Source organism: Dermacoccus sp. NHGro5, from assembly GCF_017565385.1.
Classification (GTDB): domain Bacteria; phylum Actinomycetota; class Actinomycetes; order Actinomycetales; family Dermatophilaceae; genus Dermacoccus; species Dermacoccus nishinomiyaensis.
The window spans coordinates 1-1,663 of record NZ_JAGEKQ010000051.1 but is presented as its reverse complement, the minus strand read 5'-3'; the positions used below and the strand labels follow the sequence as shown (position 1 = coordinate 1,663).

Here is a 1,663-nt window from a genome sequence, read left to right as displayed (position 1 = left end):
TCGCAAGGACGGGCACGTCGCACGGATCGGGGTACGCGCCGGCATCCCCGAAGACCCCGACGAACGCCCGTGGGAGCTTCCTCGTGGGGTCGCGCCGCGTGATGGGCACGTCGAGTTGTATGTCGACGGCGAATGGGTGCAAGCCCTGCTCATCGAGCAACGTGTCGAAGGTTCGCTGTGGCACTGCCGCGTCGTGTGGGCAGAGCGCGGCGTCGAGGGTCAAGTCCGCTGGGGTGGTGTACGAGGTTGATCCCTCGGTTGGGCGTGTCGGTCAGGCAGTGAGTGCCTGGAGTTCTGGCTCGGTCACCTCCTCGGCGATGGCGTGGTCGACGGCCTGGGCGCGTGCGAGGACGTCGAGTCCGAGGTAGCGGCGGCCTTCGGCCCACTCGTCGTGTTGCTCGGCCAGGACAGCGCCGACGAGCCGGATGATGCTGGCCCGGTCGGGGAAGATCCCGACCACGTCGGTACGCCTACGGATCTCGCGGTTGAGCCGCTCGTTGGGGTTGTTCGACCAGATCTGGCGCCAGATCTCCTTCGGAAACGCGGTGAACGCCAGGATGTCGGTACGGGCTTCCTCAAGGTGCTCGGCCACGGCGGGCAGCTTCTCGGCCAGGGCGTCGAGGACCCGGTCGAACTGAGCGTGCACCGCGTCAGAGTCGGGCTGGTCGTAGATCGAGTGCAGCAACGCTTTGACCCAGCCCCATGACGACTTCGGGGTCGCGGACATCAGGTTCGCTGCGTAGTGGGTGCGGCACCGCTGCCACGCCGCGCCGGGCAACGTGGCGCCGATCGCTGAGACCAGGCCGGCGTGCGCGTCGGAGGTGACCAGCTTGACCCCCGTGAGGCCGCGGGCGGTCAGGTCGCGGAAGAACGCCAGCCACCCCGCGCCGTCCTCACTGGAGGTGACCTGCACGCCGAGGATCTCCCGATGCCCGTCAGCGTTCACGCCGGTCGCGACCAGCACGTGCACCGGCACCACCCGGCCGCCCTCGCGGACCTTCAGCACCAGGGCGTCGGCGGCCACGAACGTGAACGGACCGGCGGCCTCCAGGCGGCGGGTGCGGAACTGCTCGACGTGCTCATCGAGCTCCTTGGCCATCACCGAGACCTGGGACTTCGACAGGCCGGTGATGCCGAGGGTCTGGACAAGCTTGTCCATCCGCCGCGTGCTCACGCCGAGCAGGTAGCAGGTCGCCACCACCGAGGTCAGCGCCCGTTCAGCGCGCTTCCGGCGCTCCAAGAGCCAGTCCGGGTACAGGCTGCCGGTGCGGAGCTTGGGCACCGCCACGTCGAGCGTGCCGACGCGGGTGTCGAGGTCGCGGTGGCGGTAGCCGTTGCGGGAGTTGACCCGCTCCGGGGTGCGCTCCCCGTAGCCGGCGCCGCACACCGCGTCGGCCTGCGCGGAGAGCAGCGCGTTGACGAACGTGGTCAGCAAGTCCCGCATCAGATCAGGGCTCGCCTGGGACAGCTGCTCGTTCAGGAACTGGGCAGGGTCGATACTGGGCACAGCGGTCATCAAGGTGTCCTTCTTCGAGTCGGTTGTGAGAGATCACTCGAAGGATCCACCTGGTGGCCGCGCCTACGTTGAAGGCACGCGCTCACTCAGGTCCGTCGTACACCACTCTGCTGGACTCCACTGAACGGACGCCCATGGCCATCCTTT

Annotated in this window: 2 protein-coding genes; one reads left to right on the top strand and one right to left on the bottom strand. The window is 68.3% G+C overall.

The features are described from left to right. The coding region (locus J4Z35_RS13945) for a hypothetical protein (protein WP_208065673.1) at positions 1-250 on the top strand (250 nt) is incomplete at its 5' end. A gap of 21 nt (positions 251-271) precedes the next feature. On the opposite strand, the gene J4Z35_RS13940 is transcribed toward J4Z35_RS13945, so the two are convergent. Next, positions 272-1,516, bottom strand: coding sequence for an IS256 family transposase (locus tag J4Z35_RS13940; protein ID WP_208065672.1), 1,245 nt, complete (start codon positions 1,514-1,516; stop codon positions 272-274). Between the last annotated feature and the right edge of the window lie 147 nt (positions 1,517-1,663).

Coding starts and splice junctions, on each gene's coding strand:
- J4Z35_RS13940 (WP_208065672.1), bottom strand. CDS start 1,516: ATGACCGCTGTGCCCAGTATCGACCCTGCCCAGTTCCTGAACGAGCAG.